The organism is Sphingosinicella sp. (assembly GCF_052388015.1).
GTDB lineage: Bacteria > Pseudomonadota > Alphaproteobacteria > Sphingomonadales > Sphingomonadaceae > Allosphingosinicella.
This window is the reverse complement of sequence record NZ_JBQTIN010000033.1, coordinates 32099-54085: the sequence shown is the minus strand read 5'-3', so window position 1 is coordinate 54085 and position 21987 is coordinate 32099. Positions and strand designations below refer to the sequence as shown.

24 protein-coding genes and 1 pseudogene are annotated in these 21987 nt (G+C 68.5%); 6 read left to right on the top strand and 19 right to left on the bottom strand.

Annotated elements, in window-relative coordinates:
* Together ACT4N3_RS02820 and ACT4N3_RS02815 are read left to right on the top strand one after the other, a co-directional pair.
* Positions 1–269: pseudogene (locus ACT4N3_RS02820) on the top strand (hypothetical protein); the annotation flags it as partial.
* Entirely contained in the window at positions 269–1306 is a 1038-nt protein-coding gene (locus tag ACT4N3_RS02815) for a glycosyltransferase family 2 protein (protein WP_444853689.1), read from the top strand. The pseudogene ACT4N3_RS02820 and the gene ACT4N3_RS02815, both read left to right, overlap by 1 nt.
* Here ACT4N3_RS02815 and ACT4N3_RS02810 read toward each other — a convergent pair.
* Both ACT4N3_RS02810 and ACT4N3_RS02805 read right to left on the bottom strand, forming a co-directional pair.
* On the bottom strand, positions 1240–1968 hold the full coding sequence (locus ACT4N3_RS02810; protein WP_444853688.1) for a class I SAM-dependent methyltransferase: 729 nt from the start codon (positions 1966–1968) through the stop codon (positions 1240–1242). The genes ACT4N3_RS02815 and ACT4N3_RS02810 overlap by 67 nt on opposite strands.
* Positions 1969–2089: 121 nt before the next feature.
* Positions 2090–2494, bottom strand: coding sequence for a GtrA family protein (locus ACT4N3_RS02805; RefSeq protein WP_444853687.1), 405 nt, complete (start codon positions 2492–2494; stop codon positions 2090–2092).
* Between the two features lie 80 nt (positions 2495–2574).
* Here ACT4N3_RS02805 and ACT4N3_RS02800 point away from each other — a divergent pair, with 80 nt between their 5' ends.
* Entirely contained in the window at positions 2575–4383 is a 1809-nt protein-coding gene (locus ACT4N3_RS02800; RefSeq protein WP_444853686.1) for an AcrB/AcrD/AcrF family protein, read from the top strand.
* Here ACT4N3_RS02800 and ACT4N3_RS02795 read toward each other — a convergent pair.
* The 8 genes from ACT4N3_RS02795 to gluQRS all read right to left on the bottom strand — a co-directional run bounded on the left by ACT4N3_RS02795 (position 4376) and on the right by gluQRS (position 10129).
* Positions 4376–4993: a MarC family protein gene (locus ACT4N3_RS02795; RefSeq protein WP_444853685.1), complete on the bottom strand. Its 618-nt coding sequence runs from the start codon at positions 4991–4993 to the stop codon at positions 4376–4378. The genes ACT4N3_RS02800 and ACT4N3_RS02795 overlap by 8 nt on opposite strands.
* Positions 4990–5877: a bifunctional methylenetetrahydrofolate dehydrogenase/methenyltetrahydrofolate cyclohydrolase FolD gene (folD, locus tag ACT4N3_RS02790; protein ID WP_444853684.1), complete on the bottom strand. Its 888-nt coding sequence runs from the start codon at positions 5875–5877 to the stop codon at positions 4990–4992. Before folD ends, ACT4N3_RS02795 begins: the two co-directional genes overlap by 4 nt.
* 8 nt (positions 5878–5885) lie before the next feature.
* Positions 5886–6188 (bottom strand): YggT family protein, encoded by a 303-nt coding sequence (locus tag ACT4N3_RS02785; RefSeq protein WP_444853683.1) that lies wholly within the window; start codon positions 6186–6188, stop codon positions 5886–5888.
* A gap of 67 nt (positions 6189–6255) precedes the next feature.
* Positions 6256–7218 (bottom strand): L-histidine N(alpha)-methyltransferase, encoded by a 963-nt coding sequence (gene egtD / locus ACT4N3_RS02780; protein WP_444853682.1) that lies wholly within the window; start codon positions 7216–7218, stop codon positions 6256–6258.
* Positions 7218–8471 carry an ergothioneine biosynthesis protein EgtB gene (gene egtB, locus ACT4N3_RS02775; protein WP_444853681.1) on the bottom strand — a complete coding sequence of 418 codons (1254 nt, stop codon included), beginning with the start codon at positions 8469–8471 and terminating at the stop codon, positions 7218–7220. Before egtB ends, egtD begins: the two co-directional genes overlap by 1 nt.
* A gap of 57 nt (positions 8472–8528) precedes the next feature.
* Positions 8529–9077: a cob(I)yrinic acid a,c-diamide adenosyltransferase gene (locus ACT4N3_RS02770; protein WP_444853680.1), complete on the bottom strand. Its 549-nt coding sequence runs from the start codon at positions 9075–9077 to the stop codon at positions 8529–8531.
* Between the two features lie 2 nt (positions 9078–9079).
* On the bottom strand, positions 9080–9280 hold the full coding sequence (locus ACT4N3_RS02765) for an HIG1 domain-containing protein (protein WP_444853679.1): 201 nt from the start codon (positions 9278–9280) through the stop codon (positions 9080–9082).
* A gap of 9 nt (positions 9281–9289) precedes the next feature.
* On the bottom strand, positions 9290–10129 hold the full coding sequence (gene gluQRS / locus ACT4N3_RS02760) for a tRNA glutamyl-Q(34) synthetase GluQRS (RefSeq protein WP_444853678.1): 840 nt from the start codon (positions 10127–10129) through the stop codon (positions 9290–9292).
* A 192-nt stretch (positions 10130–10321) separates the two neighbouring features.
* Between gluQRS and ACT4N3_RS02755 the strand changes: the two genes are divergently transcribed.
* Positions 10322–10888 (top strand): HNH endonuclease, encoded by a 567-nt coding sequence (locus ACT4N3_RS02755; protein WP_444853690.1) that lies wholly within the window; start codon positions 10322–10324, stop codon positions 10886–10888.
* Between the two features lies 1 nt (position 10889).
* Here the strand turns inward: ACT4N3_RS02755 and ACT4N3_RS02750 are convergent, their stop codons facing one another.
* The 4 genes from ACT4N3_RS02750 to argH all read right to left on the bottom strand — a co-directional run bounded on the left by ACT4N3_RS02750 (position 10890) and on the right by argH (position 14470).
* Positions 10890–11843: a CorA family divalent cation transporter gene (locus tag ACT4N3_RS02750; protein ID WP_444853677.1), complete on the bottom strand. Its 954-nt coding sequence runs from the start codon at positions 11841–11843 to the stop codon at positions 10890–10892.
* Positions 11843–12703, bottom strand: coding sequence for a UTP--glucose-1-phosphate uridylyltransferase (locus ACT4N3_RS02745; RefSeq protein ID WP_444853676.1), 861 nt, complete (start codon positions 12701–12703; stop codon positions 11843–11845). Before ACT4N3_RS02745 ends, ACT4N3_RS02750 begins: the two co-directional genes overlap by 1 nt.
* 88 nt (positions 12704–12791) lie before the next feature.
* Positions 12792–13097 carry a hypothetical protein gene (locus ACT4N3_RS02740; RefSeq protein WP_444853675.1) on the bottom strand — a complete coding sequence of 102 codons (306 nt, stop codon included), beginning with the start codon at positions 13095–13097 and terminating at the stop codon, positions 12792–12794.
* Entirely contained in the window at positions 13094–14470 is a 1377-nt protein-coding gene (argH, locus tag ACT4N3_RS02735; protein ID WP_444853674.1) for an argininosuccinate lyase, read from the bottom strand. Before argH ends, ACT4N3_RS02740 begins: the two co-directional genes overlap by 4 nt.
* A 55-nt stretch (positions 14471–14525) precedes the next feature.
* Here argH and ACT4N3_RS02730 point away from each other — a divergent pair, with 55 nt between their 5' ends.
* Positions 14526–15092, top strand: a complete 567-nt coding sequence (locus ACT4N3_RS02730) for a TlpA family protein disulfide reductase (protein ID WP_444853673.1) — start codon at positions 14526–14528, stop codon at positions 15090–15092.
* A 601-nt stretch (positions 15093–15693) separates the two neighbouring features.
* Here the strand turns inward: ACT4N3_RS02730 and ACT4N3_RS02725 are convergent.
* From ACT4N3_RS02725 to ACT4N3_RS02710, 4 genes are all read right to left on the bottom strand, one after another.
* Entirely contained in the window at positions 15694–16623 is a 930-nt protein-coding gene (locus ACT4N3_RS02725; RefSeq protein WP_444853672.1) for a DMT family transporter, read from the bottom strand.
* A 69-nt stretch (positions 16624–16692) separates the two neighbouring features.
* Complete coding sequence (locus ACT4N3_RS02720; protein ID WP_444853671.1) at positions 16693–17091, bottom strand: VOC family protein; 399 nt, start codon at positions 17089–17091, stop codon at positions 16693–16695.
* 6 nt (positions 17092–17097) lie between these two features.
* Positions 17098–17910, bottom strand: a complete 813-nt coding sequence (gene dapD, locus ACT4N3_RS02715) for a 2,3,4,5-tetrahydropyridine-2,6-dicarboxylate N-succinyltransferase (protein WP_444853670.1) — start codon at positions 17908–17910, stop codon at positions 17098–17100.
* Positions 17907–18581, bottom strand: a complete 675-nt coding sequence (locus ACT4N3_RS02710) for a pyrimidine 5'-nucleotidase (RefSeq protein WP_444853669.1) — start codon at positions 18579–18581, stop codon at positions 17907–17909. Before ACT4N3_RS02710 ends, dapD begins: the two co-directional genes overlap by 4 nt.
* Before the next feature lie 107 nt (positions 18582–18688).
* On the opposite strand from ACT4N3_RS02710, the gene ACT4N3_RS02705 reads away from it, so the two are divergent.
* On the top strand, positions 18689–20992 hold the full coding sequence (locus ACT4N3_RS02705) for a S8 family serine peptidase (RefSeq protein ID WP_444853668.1): 2304 nt from the start codon (positions 18689–18691) through the stop codon (positions 20990–20992).
* On the opposite strand, the gene ACT4N3_RS02700 is transcribed toward ACT4N3_RS02705, so the two are convergent.
* Positions 20989–21984, bottom strand: a complete 996-nt coding sequence (locus tag ACT4N3_RS02700; protein WP_444853667.1) for a DUF4424 domain-containing protein — start codon at positions 21982–21984, stop codon at positions 20989–20991. The genes ACT4N3_RS02705 and ACT4N3_RS02700 overlap by 4 nt on opposite strands.
* Positions 21985–21987 lie beyond the last annotated feature (3 nt).

Here is a 21987-nt window from a genome sequence, read left to right as displayed (position 1 = left end):
TCGATCCGGGGGCCAATTTCATCCAGGACGCGAGCCAGATCGTCACCGAGGTGCGCTGCCGCTACGAGCCGTGGCGGACAATCGATCAGGCGCTGGCGCATTTCCCGCGCCAGAGCTTCGACTATGTGTGGCTGATCGATCCGCCGCGCCACAATCCGGACCTGCTGCGCGGCCTAGAGCCCATCTGGCGCGAGGGCACCAGCGTCCTCTATAGGGTCGCCGATCGCAACCCGGTCATGCCCTCGCCCCTTGCCTTTCCGAGACGTTGATGTCCCCATTGCCGCTTTCCATCGTTGTCCCCTGCTACAATGAGGAAGCGTGCCTGCGCGAGCTGCACGTACGCCTGACCCGCGCCGCCGCCGCCGCGGTTGGCGCCGGCTATGAGATCGTGCTGGTCAACGACGGCTCGCGCGACCGGACCTGGGAGATCATGCGCGAGCTCGCCACCGGCGAACCCCGCCTCGTGGCGGTCAACCTGTCGCGCAATCACGGCCACCAGCTCGCGCTCACCGCCGGGCTCGACCTGTGCGTCGGCCAGCGTATCCTGATCATTGACGCCGACCTCCAGGACCCGCCGGAGCTGCTCTCCGACATGATGGCGGAAATGGACAAGCAACAGGCGGATGTCGTTTATGCGGTGCGCCGCGCCCGGGCCGGAGAAACGGCGTTCAAGAAAGGGTCCGCCAAGCTCTTTTACCGTACCCTTTCGCGACTCGCCGACATCGACATTCCGCGCGACACCGGCGACTTCCGGCTGATGAGCCGCCGCGCGCTTGACGCGTTGCTGAGCCTGCCGGAGCAGGCGCGGTTCATTCGTGGCTTGGTCGCCTGGATCGGCTTCAGGCAGGCGCCTTTCCCTTACGATCGCGCGCCGCGCCATGCCGGCGAGACCGGCTATCCGCTCGGCAAGATGATCCGCTTCGCACTCGACGCGGTGACCGGCTTTTCGACCGCGCCGTTGCGCTTCGCGAGCCATGTCGGTCTGGGCCTCGTCGGCGCGACGTTGGTCCTGGTGATCTACATCGTCTACGCCTTCCTCACCGGCCAGGCGATCCAGGGCTGGACGTCGCTGATGCTCGTCGTCGTCGTGCTCGGCACGGTGCAGATGTTCGTGCTCGGCATGATCGGTGAATATCTCGGCCGTCTGTATATCGAGGCGAAGCGGCGGCCGCTCTACATTGTCCAGGAAATCGCCGGGCGGGTCGGCGGCGAGCCCGTGCTCGGCCATGTTGCGACGCCTCAGGGCGCGGACGCGATCGCGACCAGTGAGACACCGGGCGGAAGGGGCAGCCTGCCCAGCGCGTAGCGCTCCAGCCGAAATATCCATTCGAACGTCTTGTTGACCGGTGCCAGCGGCAATTTGTCGCCGCTGGCCTCGTGACCCGTCATGCGCCCAGCCAACCGCGCCGTTGCCGCTAGCGGGAAGAGCAGGCTGTTGAACCAACTCATCATCTCCAGCTTCAGCCCCGCCTCATCGACAAGCGCGCGCAGCGTCGATTTTGTGTAGCGCCGCTTGTGATGGTTCACGACGTCGTGCGCGCTCCACATCCAAGGAAAGGCGGGAACGGTGATCAGCATCTTCGCGCCCGGCTTCAGCTTGCCCGCCAGCGCCCGCATGCCCGCGACATCCTCGTCGATATGCTCGATCACGTCGAGGATCGCGATCATGTCGTAGGCACGGTTCGGAACGCCCGGCAGGGCGGGCAACGGCGCGTCCATGATCGGCTGCCCCAGGCGCATGCTGGCCAACTGCCGCGCCGCCGGATCGACCTCGATCCCCTCGACCCGTCCGAAGCGATTCAGCATCTCCAGATTGTGGCCGGTGCCGCAGCCGACCTCGAGGATGCGCGCGTCTTTGGGCGGCGCGATCCGCCGGGCAATGAGATCGGAAAGAATCTCGCGCCGCGCCCGGTACCACCAATGGACCTGGTCGAGCTCCGCCATCCGGTCGTAGACGACCCGCTCCATCAGGACGCCTTCTCAAGGACTGCGCCGGCCCACTCCCCCCCCCGGCCTCCCAACGCATACCCGGGCGTGGGGTGGCCGGGTGGGGGTGTGGGCCGGAGCCGCACGAGCGCGAGCGAGATCATCAGCCGAACACCCAATAGCGGTTGAGGACGAAGGTCACGAGCGGCGTCACCAGCACCGCCGGAATGAGCGGCCACCATGTCGGACCGTGAAAGAGCGGGCCTGTGAGAACCCAGGTGAAAACCACATTGAGCACCATCCCGACCGACTGGACGGAGAGAAACCTGGCCTGCGTCCGCCCCCCTTCGCTGCCCTTGCCGTGGCCCCGAAAGCTCCAGTTGCTGTGCAGCACATAGCCGATGGCGACGGCGATGGAAAAAGCGATGACGACGGCCAGAACCGGATGCACGACATAAGTCGCCAGCGGCCAATAGATGGCGGCGTAGAGGATGGTCGAGAAACCGCCGACCAGCCCGAACCGAACCAATTGCCCGAACAGCGTCTTCAGCGCGCCCTCTTTGTGCATGAGCCGCGCGCGGCCTCCTGTTGTCCTTTGCTCGCGACCGACTAATGACCGGCGTTCGGCTTGGGAAGGGGCATGCGGGGATGACGCTGGGGGATTGGGCGGAGAAGCACTGGCGCTGGCTCGTCCTCGTCTTCTGGCTCGCCGTCTGCGCCTACATGCTGTGGGAGCGCTGGGACGCGATCCGCCTGTTCGCGCTCGGCGACACCGACGACAATATGCGGATGATGCAGGTCCGCGACCTGATCGCAGGGCAAGGCTGGTTCGACCTCAGGCAATACCGGCTGAGCCCGCCGGGCGGCGCGGACATGCATTGGTCGCGGCTCGTCGACCTGCCGATCGCCGCCATCTACCTGATTCTCGGGCCGCTGATCGGCGGCCGCGACGCCGAGCAGGCGGCCGTCGCGATCGCGCCGATGCTGCCGATGCTGGTCGTAATGTTCGCGACCGCGGTGATCGTGCGGCGGCTGATCGGCGGCGGCGCCTTCGCTATCGCGATCGCCTTGGTCGTCTGCGGCGGCTCGGCGCGCGGCATGTGGGCGCCCTTGCGGATCGACCATCATGGCTGGCAGCTCGCCATGCTGGCGGTGACGGTGATGGCGCTCACCGATACGAGGCGCGCGCGCGGCGGCGCGATCGCCGGCGCGGCGACCGCCGTCTCGCTCGCGATCGGGCTGGAGATGCTGCTTTATCTCGCCGTCGCCGGCGTGACGATCGGCTTGCGCTGGATCCGCGACCGCGAGGAAGCGAAACGGCTGTTCGCCTATGGCGTGTCGCTGGCCGGCGGCTGCGCGCTCGGCTTCGCCGCCTTCGCCTCCTACGCCAACCGCATGCCGGTTTGCGACGCGCTCTCGCCGGTCTGGCTGTCGGCGATGCTCGCCGCCGGCGCCGCGGCGGTGCTGCTCGCGATGGCGAGCCCGCGGCACTGGGCGTGGCGGCTCGGTCTCGCGGCGCTCGCCGGCGGTCTCATCGCCGGCGCCTTCATCCTTGTCTGGCCCGACTGCCTCGGCCGTCTCGAACGGGTGCCGCCAGAGCTCGACCGGCTGTGGCTCAGCAAGGTGCGCGAGGCGATGCCGGTCTATGGTCACGGCTTCGACACCACGATCCAGATCGTGACCCTGCCGATCGCCGGCCTGATCGGCTACGCTTTGATGCTTTGGGTCGACCGCAAGGACACGAAGCGGCTGATCGGCTGGGCCTCGGTCGCCGCGCCGGCCTTGCTCGCCGCCGCCTTGCTGCTCTGGCAGACCCGGGCCGGGCCGGCGGCGCAGATGCTGTCCGCGCCCGGCGCGACCGCGCTCGCCTGGGCGGCGATCCTCTGGCTGATGAGCCTGCGCTACATGATCGTGCGGGTCGGCGGCGTGGTCCTTGCCTTCCTCACCGTCTCAGGGCTGGCGAGCGGCTACCTTTCAATGCTCTGGCCGGAAGAGCCGCCCAGCGCCTATCGACAGTCGGTCAACGTCGCCAACTGGCGCTGCTCGACGATGCACGACCTGAGGCCAGTGGCGCTGCAGCCGCAAGGCAATATCCTCACCTTCGTCGATCTCGGCCCGCGGCTGATCACGGTGACACCGCAGAATGCGGTCATCGGCCCCTATCACCGCAATTCACGGCAGATCCTCGACGTGATGCGCGCCTGGCGCGGCAATGTCGCCAATGCCCGCGCGACGGTCGACCGCTACCGGATCGACTATGTTCTGATCTGCCCGAACATGTCCGAGGCGACGATCTACCGCTCCGAGGCGCCGCAGGGCTTCTACGCCCAGATCGCCAGTGATCAGGTGCCGAGCTGGCTGCAACGGGTGCAGCTGCCGGCGGATTCGCCGTTCCGGATGTGGCGGGTGATCCGTCAGCCCGCGTCCCAACCTCCGCAGCAGCCGCGCGCTAGCTGAAGCTGCGCTCGATCCCGTCGATCACGAACTGGGTGGCGAGCGCGGCGAGGATGACGCCGAGCAGCCGCGTGATCATCGCCTCCATCTTATGGCCGAGCAGCCGCATCAACGGCCCGGCGGCGAGCAAAGCGACCAGCGTCAGCACCAGCACCGCGAGCAGCGCGCCGAGCACAACCGCCGTCGCGGCAAGGCCGTCGGCGCGGGCGGTGAGCAGCATCGCCGAGGCGATCGAGCCCGGGCCGGCGATCATCGGGATCGCCATCGGGAACACCGACACGTCGTCCACCTCGCTCGCCGCCACTTCCTCGGCCCGGTTCTCGCGCCGCTCGGTGCGCTTCTCGAACACCATGTCGATCGCGATCAGGAACAGCATGATACCGCCGGCGATGCGGAAGGCCGAGAGCGAGACGCCGAGCGCGCCGAGCAGATCCTCGCCGAGCAAAGCGAAGAAGAGCAGGATGCCGGCCGCGATCAGCACGGAGCGGATCGCCATCGAGCGGCGCTGGGCCGCGCTCGCCTCTCGGGTGAGGCCGGCGAAGATCGGCGCGCAGCCGGGCGGATCGATCACCACCAGAAAGGTGACGAAGGCGGAGATGAAGAGCGCGCTCATAGCCTCTCCGGCGGCGGCAGGCCGGCGCGGCGATGCGCGGCGACCAGGGTGTTGCGGAGCAGAACGGCGATCGTCATCGGCCCGACGCCGCCCGGCACCGGCGTGATCGCGCCGGCGACTTCGCTCGCGCTGACATAGTCCACGTCGCCGACCAGCCGCGTGCCGCCGTCGGCCTTCGGGAGACGGTTGATGCCGACGTCGATCACCGTCGCCCCGGGCTTCAGCCAGTCGCCCTTCACCATCTCCGGCCGCCCGACCGCCGCGACGACGATGTCTGCGCGGCGCGTCACGGCAGGCAGGTCGCGGGTGCGGCTATGGGCGATGGTGACGGTGCAATTCTCGCGCAGCAGCAGCTGCGCCATCGGCTTGCCGACGATGTTCGAGCGGCCGATCACCACCGCCTCCAGGCCCGTGAGGTCGCCGAGCCGGTCTTTCAGCAGCATCAGGCAGCCGAGCGGCGTGCAGGGAACCATCGCCGCGCCGCCGACCGCCAGCCGGCCGGCATTTTCGGTCGTGAAGCCGTCGACATCTTTGGCCGGATCGATCGCGGCGATCACCGCCGCCTCGTCGATCCGGCCGGGCAGCGGCAGCTGGACGAGGATGCCGTCCACCGTCTCGTCCGCATCGAGCGACTGGACGAGGTCGATCAGCTCGGCCTGGCGCGTCGAATCCGGCAGGCGGTGCTCGAAGCTCGCCATTCCCGCTTCCAGCGTCGCCTTGCCCTTGGCGCGGACATAGACCTGGCTCGCCGGATCATCGCCGACCAGCACGACGGCGAGGCCCGGCTTGCGGCCCGTCGCCGGTTCGAAAGCCCTGACGCCCGCCGCAACGCGCTCGCGCAAGCCAGCCGCGAATGCCTTGCCGTCGATCCGCGCCGCGCTCATCGGCCCGCCTATTGCGCGATCGAGAGGATCGCGGCCGGCAACAGATAATTCTTCACTATGATGATCAGCAGCAGCACGATCATCGGCGAGAAATCGAGGCCGCCGAAATCGGGCAGAATCTTGCGGAACGGCCGGTAGAGGGGCTCCGTCATCCGGTCGAGCGCGCGCAGGAACGAGCGCATGAAATCGTTGTGCAGGTTGATCACGTTGAACGCGACCAGCCAGGACAGGATCGCCTGAATGATGATGACATACATCGCGACCGTGAGCAGCAGGTCCGCGATGCCGAACAGGGCTATGACGAAGTTCAAGCTTGGTTCCCTCCGGGCGAGGCCCCGCCTCTAGCGGCGCGGCTTCAACCGAGCAACGGGGAGCCGATCAGGGCGCGAAGCGGGGCGGCTCGGCTTCGGCGAGGATGATCGAGAACCATTGCTTCTCGTCCGTCCACTCCTCGATCACGCCCCAGCCGGCGGCGCGCAGCATCAGCCGGCTGTCGCGATGGCCATATTTGTGGCTGTTCTCGGTGTGGATCGTCTCGCCTGCGCCGAATGAAAAGCGCTGGCCGGACACGGTGAAGGCGACGTCGCGCACCGCTTCCAGATGCATCTCGATCCGGCTCATTTCGTCGTTCCAGATCGCGCGGTGGCGGAAGGCTTCTACGGGGATGTCGCCGTCGAGCTCCGTGTTGATGCGGTGGAGGAGGTTGAGATTGAACGCGGCGGTGACGCCGGCCGCGTCGTCATAGGCGGCGAGCAGCACCTCGACCGACTTGATCCGGTCCATGCCGATCAGCAGCCGCGATCCTTCGCCCAGTGTCTCCTTCATCGCCCGCAGCAGATCGACGGCGGTGCGCGCGACCAGATTGCCGATCGTCGAGCCCGGGAAGAAGCCGAGGCGTGGGAGGCCGGCGATCGCCTCCGGCAAGGCAAGGCTGCCCGTGAAATCGGCCTCGACCGGATGGATCGGCAGGGCCGGGAACTCGGCCTGGAGCGCGGCGGCGGATTCGCGCAGGAAATCGCCGCTGATGTCGATCGGCACATAGGCGGCCGGCGCGACGGCGCGGAGCAGGATCGGGGTCTTGGCCGAGGAGCCCGAGCCGAACTCGATGATCGCCGCGTTCCGCGCCGACAGCGCCGCGATCTCGCCGCTGTGCCGCTCGAGCAGCGCCGTTTCCGTTCGGGTCGGATAATATTCGGGGAGACGGGTGATCGCCTCGAACAATTTCGAGCCGCGATGATCGTAGAACCAGCGCGCCGGCACTGCCGGGATCGGCGCGGCGAGGCCGGCGAGCACGTCGGCGCGGAAGGCCGGATCGGCGCGGACGGTCGTCACCGCGTCCATCACAAATCCTTCGCCAGCCTGAGGCCGGAGAACATCCAGCGCTGATGAGGATAGAAGAAGTTGCGGTAGCTCGCCCGCACATGGCCGCGCGGGGTCGCGCAGCAGCCGCCCCGAAGCACCATCTGCGAGCACATGAACTTGCCATTATATTCGCCGACCGCGCCCGCCGCCGGCCGGAAGCCGGGATAGGGAAGATAGGCCGAGCCGGTCCATTCCCAGACGTCGCCGAACATCTGGCGAAGGCCACAGCCTTCCGAGGACAACGGCCGCACCGGGCCGGCGGCGTCGAGCTGATTGCCCGAATCCGGGTCGAAGCGCTCGGCCGCGACCTCCCATTCCGCCTCGGTCGGCAGGCGAGCCCCGGCCCAGCGGGCATAAGCGTCCGCTTCGTAATAGGAAATGTGGCAAACCGGCGCGCCAGGATCGACCGGCCGCGTCCCGTCGAGGCCGAAGCGGGCCCAGCCATCCCCGCTCCGCGACCAGTAAAGCGGCGCCTCGACATCCTCCGCCCGCACCCAGGCCCAGCCGTCGGCGAGCCAGAGCAGGGGATCGCGATAGCCGCCAGCATGGATGAAGCCGATCCATTCCGCATTGGTCACCGGCCGATCGGCCAAGGCGTGCGGATGGAGCAGAGCCCGATGGCGCGGCCCTTCGTTGTCGAAGGCGAAGCCCGGCCCGGCCTGCCCGATTTCGGCTATCCCTTCCCGTCCCTCGATCCAGCGGATCGGCGGCGGCAAGGCGGCGGGTGGCGCGGGCACGGCGTCCCACAAGGCGGGGCGCGAAGGCTCGGCGGCGAGCGCGGCTGTGAGGTCCATCAGCATCAATTCCTGATGCTGCTGTTCATGGTTGAGGCCGAGCTCGATCAGCTCGGCCGGCAAATCATCAATGGCATCAATCAGGGCGGCGTCGACGACGGCGCGCCAATCGCGCACTTCGTCGAGTGTTGGACTGGCGATCAGTCCGCGCTCGGCGCGCGGGTGCCGGTCGCCCTCGCCTTCATAATAAGAGTTGAAGAGGAAGGCGTGGCGTTCGTCATGGAGGCGATAGCCCGGCACATGGTCGCGCAGCAGGAAGGTCTCGAAGAACCAGGTTGTATGCGCCAAATGCCATTTGGCCGGCGAGGCGTCCGGCATCGGCTGAAGGCAGGATTCGGCCTCCGAAAGCGGCGCGGCGATCGCCGCACTGAGGCTTCGGACCGCCCGAAGGCGGTCCGCGAGACCTGGTTCAGTCCCTGCCTTGGCCTGCGTCGCCATCAAGCGCCTCCCGCTGCGCCGCTATAGCAGGGTTCCGGCACAAAAGAAGAACAAATCTCAGCGCGTCGCGCCGGGCTGCCAGAGAATATCCCCCTCATCACGCGCCAGCCAACGCGCGAGCACGAACAAATGGTCCGAGAGGCGATTGAGATAGGTGAGCGCGTCCGGGCGAAACGCATCCGCCCCAGCGACCGCGGAGCGCTCGGCGCGGCGCGTCACGGCCCGCGCGCGGTGCAATTCCGCCGAGCCGCCTTCGCCGCCGGGGAGAATGAAGCTTCGGAGCGGCTCCAGATCCTCGTTCATCCGGTCGATCTCGCGCTCCAGCCGCGCGATCTGATCGGGCAGGATGCGGAGCGCGCCGTCTATCCCCTCGGGCGTGGCGAGATCGGCGCCGAGATCGAACAATTCGTTCTGGATGCGCGACAGCATGGCTTTCGCCTGCTCGTCGCCGATCGCGAGCAATGCGACGCCGATCGCGCAATTGGCCTCGTCGACATCGCCGATCGCGGCCATGCGCGGATCGGCCTTGGAGACGCGCGAGCCGTCGACCAGGCCGGTCTGGCCGGCATCGCCGGTGCGGGTGTAGATCCTGTTGAGTTTGACCAAGGCTAGCGGCCGCTGGCGACCAGCAGCAGCAGGACGGCGATGAAGATCGCGATCGCCTGAAAGAGCACCCGCTTGCGCATCAGCTCCTGCGAGCGCTGCCCGGTAATGTCCTTGCCGCCGGCCATGGTGACGACGCCGCGGATCAATACGAACAGGGTCGCCAGGGCGGCGAGGACGAGCAGGATGACGAGAACGATGCGCATGGCGCCCCTCTAATCCCGTCCGAGCGAATAGCCAAAGGGCAAACGCCCGGCGCGCAGGCCTTCGACCAGTTCCGCCGGGTCCATGCCCTGATCGCGCAGATCGGCAATGGTCGGCGCGCCGTGCCTTTTGGCGAGCCGGCCGCCTTCTGCATCGGCAAGCAGCACATGGTGGTGATAGGCTGGCGTCGGCAGATCGAGCAAAGCCTGGAGCAGCCGGTGGACATCGGTGCAGGCGTAAAGATCGCGCCCGCGCACCACGTCGGTGACGCCCTGCGCCGCATCGTCCACCGTCACCGCGAGATGGTAGCTCGCCGGCGCGTCCTTGCGGGCGAGGACCACGTCGCCGAACCTTTCCGGCTCCGCCTGCGCCTCGGTATGGTCATCCATCCAGTAGAGCGGCCCGGCGCGGGCCATCGCCTTCGCCACGTCGAGCCGCCAGGCATGCGGCCGATCGAGATCGGGCTCGGCCAGGCCGCGACAGGTGCCCGGGTAGACCTGCCTTTCAGGGCCGTGCGGGGCGCTGGTGCTCGCGGCGATGTCGGCGCGCGTACAACAGCAGGGATAGATCAGATTCTGGCGCTTCAGAGTTTCCAGCGCCGCGGCATAGAGATCGAGCCGCTCCGACTGGTAGACGAGCTCGCCGTCCCATTCGAGGCCGAGCCAGAGCAGGTCCTCGAAAATCCCGTCCACGAAGGCGGCGCGCGTCCGGCCGGGATCGATATCCTCGATCCGGAGCAGGAACGTCCCCTCCCGCTCGCGGGCGAAATCATGCGCCATCAGCGCCGAATATGCGTGGCCGAGATGCAGCCGGCCGGTGGGCGAGGGGGCGAAGCGGGTGACCGGGTGCACGCCCCCTCATTATCGTGCTTGACCGCGAGTCGCGACCTATGGTGTCATGGCCGCGTCACGGTCATCCGCCAAATGGCCGCGACAGACAGGAGAAGACGGCCGCGAGACCGCTTTCTCCCTGATTTCGAGTGTGACGGCATCGGGGGCAGCGTTTCCGGGGGCGGCTTCGCCAGGAAACGGGAGCCTGTGACCTTGTACCACCCGGATCTCCTCCGCCATCCCGAAGGCTGTCCGGCGCTCGTCCTCAACGCCGACTATACGCCGCTGTCTTATTACCCGCTCAGCCTCTGGCCCTGGCAGACGGCGGTGAAGGCGCTGTTTCTGGAGCGGGTGGACGTCGTCGCCTGCTATCAGCGCGAGGTGCACAGCCCGAGCCGGGCGATGCAGCTGCCGAGCGTGATCGCGCTCCGCCAATATGTCCGGCCGAGCGAATATCCCGCCTTCACCCGGTTCAACCTGTTCCTGCGCGACCGCTTCCAATGCCAATATTGCCGCGGCATCGCGGAGCTCACCTTCGACCATGTTCTGCCGCGCGCCCAAGGCGGCCGGACGACCTGGGACAATGTCGCCACCGCCTGCGCGCCGTGCAACCTCAAGAAGGGCGGCCGCACGCCCCGGCAGGCGCATATGAACCTGCTGCGACATCCCTATCGCCCGACGAGCTGGCAATTGCAGGAGCATGGCCGCCGCTTCCCGCCCAACTATCTCCACGAGAGCTGGCGCGACTATCTCTATTGGGACGTCGAGCTGGAGGCGTGAGTCAGCGCCGCAGCCACTGGCGGAAGTAGAACCAGAACAAGACCCCCAGCCCCACCGCGACGCAGAAGGCCGCCACCCCCCAGAACGCCCAGGGCGCATGGGCATAGGGGATGCCCTCGACGTTCATGCCGAGCAGGCCCGTGATGAAGGTCAGCGGCAGGAAAATGAAGGCGACCACCGCGATCACCAGGCTGCGCTGGTCGAGCTGCTCGGCACGCAGGTCGGTGATCTGCTCGTGGAGCAAGGCGGCGCGCTCGCGCACCGCCTCCAGCTCCTCGGCCATCCGGGCGAAGCGGTCGGCCGCCTCATTGATGTGCAGCCGGTCGTCCTGCCCCAGCCAGTCGAATTCCTGCTCGGTGAGGGTGCGCAACGCGTCACGGTCGGGCGCGATGAAGCGGCGATGGCCGATCGCCTGCGAGCGGATCGCGGTGATCATCCGGCGCAGGCGATAGAGCTGGGTCGCCTCGAGATCGCTCTCGACATTGTCGAGCGCATCGCCGAGGGCGGCGACTTCGGGATCGAGCTGGGTGCTGATCGCCCAGGCATAGGCCGCGATCAGATCGCCCGAATCGAGGATCCTGCCCGCCTCCATCTTCGCGATCACGACCGGCGTCGCCGCCAGCGCGCGCCGGCTGAGCGAGGTCACCTTGTCGCGCGTGACCCAGAAGCGGATCGAGACCAGCCGGTCCGAATCGAGCGGGTCGCGATGGCCGAGGCCGCGCAGATTGACGATCGCGCCGTCCTCGATCGGCTCGCAGCGCGGCCGGGTCTCGGTGGCGATCAGGGCGCTGGTGGCGACATCGGGAATTTCGTCATGCGCCTTCAGCCGTTCGAGGTCGAGCTCGTCGCGGCCTTCGAGATGAGTCCAGAGGAAGCCGGGGCCGCGATAGGCCAACGCGTCCGCCGCGCTCATCCGCCGCGCGGCGCCGTCGACGAGCAGCCAGCCGCCTTCCATCAGTCGCGCGAGGCCAGGAAGGCGCGCACCCGGGGCGCGAGATCGGCGCGGCCGAGCGCGAGCGCGAGATTGGCGACGACGAAGCCGCCCGCGTCGCCGCAATCGTGCCGTTCGCCGGCGAAGGTGAAGGCGTGGAAGGGCTGCGTTCCGATCAGCTCCGCCATGCCGTCGGTGAGCTGGATTTCGCCGCCGCTGCCCTTCCCGATCCGGCCGAGGATCGCCATCACCTCGGGCTGGAGGATGTAGCGGCCGACAACGCCGAGCGTGGAGGGCGCGTCCTCCGGCTGCGGCTTCTCGACCAGTCCCCGAACCTCGGTCAGCGGCCCGTCGGACGCGCCGGGCGTGACGATGCCGTAGCTTTGGGTGCGCTCGCGCGGCACATCCTGCGCGCAGACGATGTTGCCGCCGACCTTCTCATAGGCCTCGACCATCTGGGCGAGGCAGTTCGGCTTGCCGACCATCAGATCGTCGGGGAGCAACACGGCGAACGGTTCGTCGCCGACGATCTCGCGCGCGCACCAGACGGCGTGGCCGAGCCCCAGCGGCTCCTGCTGGCGGACCGAGACCAGGGCGCCGGGCTGGAAGCGGGTGCCCCCGAGCCGATCGAGCGACTTGCCGCGCGACGTCATCACTGTCTCGAGCTCGTAGGCGATGTCGAAATGGTCGACGAGCGCGCTCTTGCCGCGCCCGGTGACGAAGACGAAGCGCTCGACGCCCGCCTCCAGCGCCTCCTCGACCGCATATTGGATCAGCGGCCGATCGACGATCGTCAGCATCTCCTTCGGCATCGCCTTGGTGGCGGGGAGGATGCGGGTGCCGAGCCCGGCGACCGGGAAGACGGCGGTACGGACCCGTTTCACGCGAAATCTCGATGGTGAACAGGCCCGTCATGCCCCCGGCATGACTGCAACGTGCGGGGCACGTTGCACCTGTTCATCGCGTGAAACGTCATTCCGGTCCTGCGCCTTGTGGATCGCTATTCTCGATCGGGATCGGCACGACGCCGGCCGGCACCTCCGGCGGCGGCAGATCGAACCGGTCCTCGTCGCGCAATTCGGAGCGGCGAACGATCTCGTCGACCCGGGCCGGGCGGGTGATCGGCGGCTGGGCGAGCAAAGCCTGCGCGTCCGGCCGCGTGCGCGAGGCCGCCGGCGCGACCGGCAGGCTGGCGCCGGGCGGCGGCTGCAGCGGCTCGCGCAGGCCGCAGCCGGCGAGCGCCGCCGCCGTCAGCAGGGTCAGCCCGATCCGTTTCATCCGCTTATGCCCAGTTCCTTGCGCGCCGCCGCGATCCGCTCCCGGACCCGGGCCGGCGCAGTGCCGCCGTAGCTCGTGCGGCTTTTAACCGAGGCGTCGGGCGAAAGCACATCGAAAACCGCCGGGCCGATCCGTTCGTCGACCGAACGGAGCTGGTCGATGGTCAGCTCCCACAGGGCCACGCCCGCCTTGTCGGCCAGCTTCACCGCCCGGCCGGTGATGTGATGCGCCTCGCGGAACGGCACGCCCGCCTCACGCACCAGCCAGTCGGCGAGATCGGTCGCGGTCGCGTGGCCGGCGGCGGCGAGGGCGCGCATCCGCTCGGACTGGAAGGCCGCGCTCTCGATCATGCCGGTCATCGCCGCGAGGCAGAGGCCGAGCAGATCGTGCGCGTCGAACACCGGCTGCTTGTCGTCCTGCATGTCCTTCGAATAAGCGAGCGGCAGGCCCTTCATGGTGACGCACAGCGAGGCCATCGCGCCGAGGATGCGGCCGGAATGACCCCGCGTCAGCTCGGCGGCGTCCGGGTTGCGCTTCTGCGGCATGATCGAGGAGCCGGTGGACCAGGCGTCCGACAGCTGCACGAAGCCGAAGGGCTGGCTCGCCCAGAGGATCAGCTCCTCGGCCAGCCGCGACAAATGCAGCGCGCACTGCGTCGCGCTCATCAGATAATCGAGCGCGAAATCGCGGTCCGAGACCGCGTCGAGGCTGTTCGCCGTCGGCCGGTCGAAGCCGAGCGCCAGCGCCGTCGCCTCGCGGTCGACCGGGAAGCCGGTGCCGGCGAGCGCCGCGCTCCCCAGCGGGCTCTCGTTCAACCGCGCCCGCGCGTCGGCGAAGCGCGAGCGGTCCCGCCGAAGCATCTCGTAATAAGCCATCAGATGGTGGCCGAGCGTCACCGGCTGGGCGGCCTGCAAATGCGTGAAGCCGGGCATCACCGTCCCGGCATGCTCGGCCGCGCGACTCACCAGCGCCCGCTGCAGCGCCGCGATGCCCGCGCCCGCCTCGTCGATCGCGTCGCGCACCCAGAGGCGGAAGTCGGTCGCGACCTGGTCGTTGCGCGAGCGGGCGGTGTGCAGCCGTCCCGCCGCCGGGCCGATCAGCTCGGCCAGCCGCGCCTCGACATGCATGTGGATGTCCTCAAGGCTCGCATCCTCCGGCACGCCGTCCGCTTCATAGTCATCGGCGATCCGGTCGAGCCCCTCCTCGATCGCGTCGGCGTCGGCTTGGTCGACGATGCCCTGCGCCGCCAGCATCGCGACATGGACCTTGCTCGCCGCGATGTCCTGCCGCCACAGCCGCTTGTCGAAGCCGATCGAGGCATTTATCTCGCGCATCACCGCCGCGGGACCTTCAGCGAAGCGCCCGCCCCACATCGCGCTGGAGTCCTGGTCCTTGCGGCTCGTAATCTCTTCTCTCCCCGCTCTGGCGATGAGCCTTGCGCTGGCCGGCTGCGATAGGCAAGGCGCCGGTGCCCCGCAAGGCGAAGCGGCCAATCAAGCCAATGCAGCCGGAGCGGCGGCTGCGCGCTATCCCACCGGCCGGCTCGACCGCAGCCATGCCGGCACGGCGGCGCCGACAACCCAGTTCCAGGACCCGCAAGGGCGCCCAACCAGCCTCGCGGCATTCCGGGGACGTCCGCTGCTGGTCAATCTCTGGGCGACCTGGTGCGGCCCCTGCATCGTCGAGATGCCGGCGCTCGACCGGCTCGCCGCGCGCGAGGCGGAGCGGATGCAGGTGCTGGCGATCAGCCAGGATACGGACGGCCGCGAGGCCGTCACCCGCTTCTTCGCGGCGCGCAGCTTCCAGCGGCTCCAGCCCTATCTCGATCCGCGGCTCGACATCATGATGGCGCTGCGCGTCGACACCCTGCCGACGACCATCCTCTACGATGCTGAAGGCCGCGAGGTCTGGCGGATGACCGGCATGGCCGAGTGGGGGGACGAGCGGACGACGCGGTTGTTGGGCGAGGCGGAGCGAGGCTCAACACCGCGTTGAGGGCGGGGATGTTCAAAGACCACATGATGCGCGGCCACTTTCCATCCTGGCGAACATAATGTAATAATGTCTCATTATGATCGGCCCGGGCGTTCTTGGCGCGGAGGCGCGGGCGGCGCTTATTCATATTCGCGCTGCCCTCCTCATCTTGGCGACCACGCTTCTCGCCATTTTCGGAGCCCTGCTCCCGTCGATCCCGACCCAGACACACGGCATCCTGCTTGAGTTGAACGACCAGCATCTTCGACAACTATCTCGAACCGGCAGCCCAACCCATAGGCTGGAAATAGATCGCGCCGGGCACCTGACATTCGACGGTAGACAGCTGTGTGATTTGATCGACCTTCGACAGCGTCTGGACTTTCTGATGCTTGGGCGGGAGCCGATCTTGAACGTGCGGCCAGACCCGGAGCTACGATATGAAATCCTTGTCGAAATTATAGCTGTGGCGGGGCGGGCGAGTGTTCGTAACCTCCGAGTCGATTTGCAGCCACAAGTCGCGAACCGCCGACCGGTCGGCGACGGTTCCGCGGACTGCCGCGACAGATATACGCTCTGAGTCACCTCGCCGCCGCCCAGCAGGCGCCCTGCTTCGAGGCAGTCAGATCTGAACCGGCCGCCTCCGCCGCACACGCGCCCACAATCGCCCGTCGATCGCCGCCAGCCCCAGCCCGATCAGCGCCATGCCGGCGAAGTGGCGGGGCTCGAGCCGCTCGCCGAGCAGCAGCGCGCCGAGCAGGATCGCGCTGATCGGGATCAGGAAGGTGACGAGCAGCGAGTTGGTCGCGCCGGCCGAGGCGAGCAGGCGGAAATAGAGGATGTAGGCGAAGCTGGTGCAGACCAAAGCCAGCCCGGCGAGCGCCGCCCAGGCCTGGGGCGTCGGCATCGTCGCGTTCCAGGGCGGCTCGAACAACAGGACGAGCGGCAGCATCACCAGGGTCGCGGCGGTGAGCTGCCCGGTCGCGACCGCCACCGGCGGCACGCCCATCGCCTTGAACCGCCGCGCATAGACGCCGGCCAGCGCGTAGCAGAGCGTCGCCCCCAAACATTCGAGCTGCGCGACCACGTTCGCGCCGATCCCGGCGAGAAAATCCACGCCGATCATCACCGCGACCCCGCCGAAGCCGAGGATGACGCCCGCCACCTTGCCGGGCGTCGCTTTCTCGTCGGCGGTGAAGGCATGGGCGACGATCACGCCCCAGATTGGCGTCGTCGCGTTGAGGATCGAGCCGAGCCCGCCGCTGATCTCCTGCTGCGCCTTGGCGAAGAGAATGAACGGGATCACGTTGTTGAGCAAAGCGAGGATCAGCAGCGCCGTCGCCGCGCCGGCCGGCAGCGCCATGCGCTCGCGCCGCACCGCCAGGAACAGCCAGAGGAACGCCGCCGCCAGCGCCACGCGCACCAGCACCAGGCTCAGCGGCCCGAACGAGCCGAGCGCGACCTCGATGAAGAAAAACGACCCGCCCCAGATCACCGAAAGGGCGAGCAGGATCGTCCAGTCCTGACGATTCATGGCGGGCGCGGGGATCATGCGCTGCGGATATAGAAGGCGGAGCCGCGGGCGCGTCACGAAAGCTGCGGCCAAAGTGATAAGCTCGGCTTATGGTTGCGCCGCGCCAGCCTCCTCCCAGCCGAAATCGTAGAAGACGCGAAGGACATTCCCGTCGATGTCCCGCGCGAAAAATTCGTAGAGCTTGTAGGGCTTTGCGGCGGGAGCGTCCGCGATATGCGCGCCCGCGGCTTGCCACTCTGCGTGGAGAGCGTCGATCTCGGCACGGCTGGAAAGGTTCAGCCAGAGGACGATCGGTGCCCGGTTCCCGCGCCCGGATCGATAGCCCGCGTCGCTCATGAACAGCCGGGCGTCGTCGCGCGACAGGCCGGCGAGGCCGAGCTCATCGTCCGACCAGTCGACGGCGAACCCGAGCTGGTCCCGGTGATAAACAAGCGCCGGCGCCAATGCGGCGACCGGAATTTCCGGACAAGCTGCGGGGAAATGCATGGCCGCCTAGTCCCGCAGCAGCTCGTTGATGCCGGTCTTGCTCCGCGTCTTCGCGTCCACACGCTTGACGATCACCGCGCAGGCGAGGCTCGGGCCGCCATCCTTGCCGGGGAGGGTGCCGGGGACGACCACCGAATAAGCCGGGACGCGGCCGTAGATCACCTCGCCGGTGGCGCGGTCGACGATCTTCGTCGAGGCGCCGAGGAACACCCCCATCGAGATGACCGCCCCTTGCTCGACGACCACTCCCTCCGCCACTTCGGCGCGGGCGCCGATGAAGCAATCGTCCTCGACGATCACCGGCCCGGCCTGGAGCGGCTCGAGCACGCCGCCGATCCCGGTGCCGCCGGAGATATGGACGTTGCGGCCGATCTGGGCGCAGCTCCCCACCGTCGCCCAGGTGTCGACCATCGTCCCCTCGCCGACATAGGCGCCGATGTTGACGAAGCTCGGCATCAGCACCGCGCCCTTCGCCACATAAGCGCCGCGCCGGACAATCGCGCCGGGCACGGCGCGGAAACCCGCCGTCTCGAACTCGGCGTCGCTCCACCAGGCGAACTTCGACGGCACCTTGTCCCACCAATGCGCGCCGCCGGGGCCGCCGGAGATCGCCGCCATCGGATTGAGCCGGAAGGAGAGCAGCACCGCCTTTTTCAGCCACTGGTTGACCGTCCAGCCGCCCGGCCCCGGCTCGGCGACCCGCGCCGCGCCGCTGTCGAGCAGCCGGATCGCCTCATCGACTGCTTCGCGAAGCTCGGCCGTCGGCTCCAGCGCGTCGCGCGACTCCCACGCCTTCTCGATCACCGCCTGGAGCGTCATGCCATTTCCTCTTCGAGTATCTCGTGCAGCCAGGCGCCGACGTCATGGGTGACGAAATCGATCGCCTCATGGTCTGCGTCATGGCCGCCTTTCTCGGAGCCGTTGTCGACCCAGATCGTGGTCATGCCGAGCGCCTTTGCCGGGATCAGGTTGCGCGCCATGTCCTCGACGAAGGCGGCTCGCGTCGGCTCGATCCCGAACCGCTCGCACAGCGCCCGGTAGGAGGCCGGATCGGGCTTGGGCGCATAGTTCATCGCATGGATGTCGTGCAGGCCGTCGAAGGCGTTGGCGAGGCCGAGCCGCTCAAGCACCCGCGCCGCATAATCCTCGCTGGCATTGGTGAAGACGAACTTGCGCCCCGGCAGCCGGTCCAGCGCCGCGACCAAAGCCGGGTCGGCGGCGATCCGGGCGAGATCGATATCGTGGACGAAGCAGAGGAATTCGCGCGGATCGACGTTATGCGAACGCATAAGACCGGCGAGCGTCGTGCCATGTTCGAGGAAATGCCGCTTCTGAACGCTACGCGCCTCCACCGGGTCGCAGCCGAGCAGGCGCTGGATATATTCGCCCATCCGGACGTCGATCAGAGCGAACAGGTTGGTCGCGGCGGGATAGAGGCAATTGTCGAGATCGAAGATCCAGTCGTCGACATGGGCCAGAGCGGGGATCATGGCGAGCGCCCTAGCCGAGCATGTGGCCTTCAGCAAAATGAAAGCATTTCGGCTCTATCCTGCGTCCAGGAAATCGATTAAGTTTCAATCAGATAGTAGCGACGGTCATGCGCATCGACTCGACCAAGGCTCGCCTCGCCCTTACCGTGTGCGCCGTTGCGCTCGCGGTGTCGGGCTGCGGCGGCGGCAGCACCGGCGGCGGTGGCGTCGAGCCGATCGCCGCCCCGCCGCCGGCGCCGCCCCCTCCTCCGCCACCGCCTCCCCCACCCCCGCCGCCGCCACCCCCGCCGCCACCGCCGCCGGCGGTGAATTTCGACGATGCCGAATATCGCCGCTCCACCGGCGCGGTCTCGTCGGGCGCGATCAACGCGTGGAACGCGGGCGGTCGCGGCCAGAACACAATTGTCGCGGTGGTCGATTCCGGCATCAATCCGAGCCTCGCCGAGTTCGCCGGGCGGATCCACGCAGCGAGCGGCGACATGGTGCTGAGCCGCGGCGTGGTCGACGAGGACGGGCATGGCACAGCCGTTTCCGGGGTGATCGCCGCGGCGCGCAACGGCAGCGGCCCGATGGGCGTCGCGTTCGAATCGATCATCCTGTCACTGAACACGTCCGACCCCAATGACTGCGACCCTCAGGACGGGTGCCAGCACAGCAGCACCGACATTTCCCAGGCGATCGACGTCGCGCGGGTCAACGGCGCGCGGGTGATCAACATCTCATTGGGCGGCGACGGCACCACCCAGCAGGTGATCAACGCGGTCAACCGCGCGGTCGCGGCCGGGATCGTGATCGTGATGTCGGCTGGCAATGACAGCGCCGCGAACCCGGACGGTTTCGCCGCCGAGACCGCCAGCGGCGCCAATGGCAGCCAGATCATCATCGCGGGAGCGATCGATTCGAGCGGGACGATAGCGAGCTTTTCGAACCGCGCCGGCACGTCGGCCCAGGTCTATCTCGCTGCGCTTGGCCTCGGCGTGCGCACGATCAACGAGAACGGGGTTCAGGTGAACGGCTCCGGGACGTCCTTCTCGGCGCCGATCGTCAGCGGCGCGGCGGCTTTGCTCGCCAGCGCCTTCCCAAACCTTACCGGCGCCCAGATCGTCTCGATCCTGCTCACTTCGGCGGACGATGCCGGGGCGGCGGGCGCCGACACTGTCTATGGCCGCGGCATCATCAATATCGGCCGCGCCTTCCAGCCGATGGGGACGAGCACCCTCGCCGGCACGTCGCTGGCCGTTGGCGAGCTTGGCGAAGGCGATGCCTCCGAGGCGATGGGCGATGCGACGCCGGCCTTGGCCGGCGCGATCATCCTCGACGGCTATTCGCGCGCCTTCGCCGCCGATCTGGTGCGCGCGCTCAACCGCGCGCCGGCGCAGCGGCCGCTGGCGCAGGGGCTCCGCACCGGCCTTTCCACCGGTCATGCCGCAGCCGGCCCGGCCTTGGTGTCGGTGACGGTGCGCCGCGATTTCGCCGGTCAGCCCAATGTCGGCCTGGCGCAGCAGGGGCTGACCCGCGAGGACGCGCGCGCCGCGCGGCTCGTCGCCGGCCATGCGATCAGCAGGCTGAGCCGCGACACCGCGATAGCTCTGGGCTTTTCGGAAAGCGCCCGCACGCTCCAGCAGCGGCTGGCCGACACCGGCGACGCGGCCTTCCTCGTCGCCCGCGACCCGATGGGGCGGGCGGGCTTCCAGGCCGACAGCGGCGTCGCTTTCGGTGTGCGCCAGCGGCTCGGCCCGGTCGCTTTGACCCTCACCGGCGAGCGCGGCGATGTATTGCTGCCGGGCGCGCGGCACGGCGTCGCCGACCCGCGCTACGCCTTGTTCGGGCTGACCGCCGACCGCGACTTCGGCCCGCTCAACCTGTCGCTCGGGCTGGCCCGGCTCGAGGAAGACGGGACGGTGCTGGGCGGCCGCTTCGCGATGGCGCCGACCGGGGCGCGCAGCCTCTTCATCGACGCGGCGGCGCGCTACGATCTCGGCGGCGGCTGGGTCGCCGGCGCGCGCTACCGGCGCGGGACGACCGGCATGGGCGCGAGCGGCGGCCTGGTCGCGGGCGGGCGGCTTTCCACCGACGCCTGGTCGGCCGATCTCGGCCGCGCCGGCCTGTTCGCGCGCGGCGACAGCCTGTCCTTTCGCGTCGCCCAGCCGCTCCGGGTGCGGAGCGGCGGCTATCGGCTGAACCTGCCCGTCTCCTGGGACTATGAGACGGCCAGCGCCGGCTATGCCTCGCGCGAGTTCAGTCTTGCCCCGAGCGGGCGGGAGATCGACTTCGAGGCGGTCTATTCGCTGCCGATCCTGCGCGGAGCCGGCAGCGTCAGCGGCAACGCCTTCCTGCGCCGTCAGCCCGGCCATGTCGCCGCCGCGCCCAACGATCTCGGCGCCGCGGTGCGGCTCAGCCTCGGCTTCTAGTCGATCGGCCGGTCCGGCCGCAGGATCAGGACATTCAGGTCGCGGGTCGGCCGCCAGTTGCGCCGCCTGATCTCGAACTGCGTCGGGCTGATGCGGCGGACGCCTTCGCCACAGAAGCTGACCAGATTGCCCGGAAGGCCCTTGTCGACGACCAGCCGGAACTCGCCGATCGGCGAGCGCCAGTTGCCGCCGGTGGTGAGGATATAGCTCACCCATTCCTCGCCGACATTGATGATCTCGCCGGCCCGCGCCCGCGCCTGGAGACGGTCGACGCCGGCCATGAAGGCGTCGTCGATGCAATAGCGCTCGCGCCATTCGCGGATGCCCTCGCCCTGCCGGTATTCGTGGCTGAGCAGGCCGGTGGTGACGGTGCCGCCGGCGCCCGGTGCGTAGCGATGCGCGACGGTGACGTTGCGCCCGGCCGGGAAAGTCTGCGTCCAGTGCCAGGTTTCGCGCACGATCCACATCGGCTGGAAGCGCCGGCGCCCGCCGTCGTTGAACCCTTCGATGAGCCCCAGCCGCTCCAGCCGCTCCCGCTGCCCCGGCGCCAGCCGCTCGATCGCCTGCGATCCCGGCTCGGACAGCGCCACCTCGGCAGCGATCGGGATGCGAAGTTCGCGGAGCAGGGCGCTGTGTTCGACATTGCCGAGAAAGGCGCGATGCTCGACCTGCATCCGGACCGGCCGTCCGTCGACCTGGGTGCGGAAGTCGCGCGGCCAGCCGCGGTCGCCGTCGCCATATTCGGCGAGGTTGCGGTCGGGCAGCGGGAAGGCGACGATCGTGCGGACCGGGCGGCGCGATCGGTTGCGGAAGACGTAGCGGACCCGGATCTCGGCGGCCGAGACGTAAAGGTCCTCCGACAGCATATCGATGTCGCGGTTCTGCCGGAGCACCAGCCCGCCAGCGGCGCTTTCCGCGCTGCTGTCATTGGCGGAGGCTGTCGGCCCTAGCAGCAGCGCCGCGCCTGCGGCCAGTCCTGCAATCCAGCGCATCTG

What these genes read in the sequence shown, in the direction of transcription:
- ACT4N3_RS02705 (WP_444853668.1), top strand. Translation starts at nt 18,689, where the DNA reads ATGCGCATCGACTCGACCAAGGCTCGCCTCGCCCTTACCGTGTGCGCC.
- ACT4N3_RS02700 (WP_444853667.1), bottom strand. Translation starts at nt 21,984, where the DNA reads ATGCGCTGGATTGCAGGACTGGCCGCAGGCGCGGCGCTGCTGCTAGGG.
- ACT4N3_RS02725 (WP_444853672.1), bottom strand. Translation starts at nt 16,623, where the DNA reads ATGATCCCCGCGCCCGCCATGAATCGTCAGGACTGGACGATCCTGCTC.
- egtD (WP_444853682.1), bottom strand. Translation starts at nt 7,218, where the DNA reads ATGGACGCGGTGACGACCGTCCGCGCCGATCCGGCCTTCCGCGCCGAC.
- ACT4N3_RS02795 (WP_444853685.1), bottom strand. Translation starts at nt 4,993, where the DNA reads ATGAGCGCGCTCTTCATCTCCGCCTTCGTCACCTTTCTGGTGGTGATC.
- ACT4N3_RS02730 (WP_444853673.1), top strand. Translation starts at nt 14,526, where the DNA reads ATGAGCCTTGCGCTGGCCGGCTGCGATAGGCAAGGCGCCGGTGCCCCG.
- argH (WP_444853674.1), bottom strand. Translation starts at nt 14,470, where the DNA reads ATGTGGGGCGGGCGCTTCGCTGAAGGTCCCGCGGCGGTGATGCGCGAG.
- ACT4N3_RS02810 (WP_444853688.1), bottom strand. Translation starts at nt 1,968, where the DNA reads ATGGAGCGGGTCGTCTACGACCGGATGGCGGAGCTCGACCAGGTCCAT.
- folD (WP_444853684.1), bottom strand. Translation starts at nt 5,877, where the DNA reads ATGAGCGCGGCGCGGATCGACGGCAAGGCATTCGCGGCTGGCTTGCGC.
- ACT4N3_RS02710 (WP_444853669.1), bottom strand. Translation starts at nt 18,581, where the DNA reads ATGATCCCCGCTCTGGCCCATGTCGACGACTGGATCTTCGATCTCGAC.
- egtB (WP_444853681.1), bottom strand. Translation starts at nt 8,471, where the DNA reads ATGGCGACGCAGGCCAAGGCAGGGACTGAACCAGGTCTCGCGGACCGC.
- ACT4N3_RS02720 (WP_444853671.1), bottom strand. Translation starts at nt 17,091, where the DNA reads ATGCATTTCCCCGCAGCTTGTCCGGAAATTCCGGTCGCCGCATTGGCG.
- ACT4N3_RS02805 (WP_444853687.1), bottom strand. Translation starts at nt 2,494, where the DNA reads ATGCACAAAGAGGGCGCGCTGAAGACGCTGTTCGGGCAATTGGTTCGG.
- ACT4N3_RS02815 (WP_444853689.1), top strand. Translation starts at nt 269, where the DNA reads ATGTCCCCATTGCCGCTTTCCATCGTTGTCCCCTGCTACAATGAGGAA.
- ACT4N3_RS02800 (WP_444853686.1), top strand. Translation starts at nt 2,575, where the DNA reads ATGACGCTGGGGGATTGGGCGGAGAAGCACTGGCGCTGGCTCGTCCTC.
- dapD (WP_444853670.1), bottom strand. Translation starts at nt 17,910, where the DNA reads ATGACGCTCCAGGCGGTGATCGAGAAGGCGTGGGAGTCGCGCGACGCG.
- ACT4N3_RS02750 (WP_444853677.1), bottom strand. Translation starts at nt 11,843, where the DNA reads ATGGAAGGCGGCTGGCTGCTCGTCGACGGCGCCGCGCGGCGGATGAGC.
- ACT4N3_RS02740 (WP_444853675.1), bottom strand. Translation starts at nt 13,097, where the DNA reads ATGAAACGGATCGGGCTGACCCTGCTGACGGCGGCGGCGCTCGCCGGC.
- ACT4N3_RS02765 (WP_444853679.1), bottom strand. Translation starts at nt 9,280, where the DNA reads ATGCGCATCGTTCTCGTCATCCTGCTCGTCCTCGCCGCCCTGGCGACC.